This window comes from Pseudovibrio sp. POLY-S9 (assembly GCF_001431305.1).
Classification (GTDB): domain Bacteria; phylum Pseudomonadota; class Alphaproteobacteria; order Rhizobiales; family Stappiaceae; genus Pseudovibrio.
The window spans coordinates 1-612 of sequence record NZ_LCWX01000084.1 but is presented as its reverse complement, the minus strand read 5'-3'; the positions used below and the strand labels follow the sequence as shown (position 1 = coordinate 612).

General features: G+C 54.4%; 1 protein-coding gene. It reads right to left on the bottom strand.

Annotated features, from left to right (window positions below; all coding sequences use genetic code 11):
- On the bottom strand, positions 1-552 hold a 552-nt coding region (gene vgrG / locus PPL9_RS06480; protein ID WP_152986611.1), incomplete at its 3' end, for a type VI secretion system tip protein VgrG.
- Positions 553-612 lie beyond the last annotated feature (60 nt).

The window sequence follows — 612 nt, the reverse complement described above, 5'->3', positions numbered from 1 at the left end:
GGCACTATGTGTGAAGTAGTACCAGATGCCTTCTTCTGCCGTGATGCGATCTAAAAAGCTTAAGTGACTTTCCCGGTACTGCACGCAGTATTCGCGGGTCTCATGAGGCTCGGTCAGATCCCACTTCACATCCTCTACGCCATGTTCTTTCAGCAGGATCTTAACGATCTCGGGCACGCTTTTCTTCTGGAAGATCCGGCAGTCAGAGCCATGAGCCAGCCGGTGCAGGCTGGGCAGCAGTGTGAGCGAATAACTGGTGCGGTGATGGCCTTCATTGCCCCGGGCAATCTCGGCAATCACCCCGGAGAGATGGCGCAGGCCCTCGTATTTATGATGGATGGTCAGCGTGGCGGGCGTGTCGAGCAGGCTATGCAAGTCGAGAGCGTTGTCGGGGCTGGCAAGCTCAATCTGGATCTGCGTGAGCCCATTGAGACGCTCTGTTGCCGAGAACCCGGTGACCAGCAACTCCGCGTTGGGCTGCGCAGGAGCTGCAAAGGTGAAGGCCAGATCTTGTTCCTGGAAGAGCTGCGGGATTTGGACAATAGCATTCATAACAAACTCACTGGCAAAAGAAAAAACAAAGGATCTATAAGAATTAGGAGTGATCTGGCG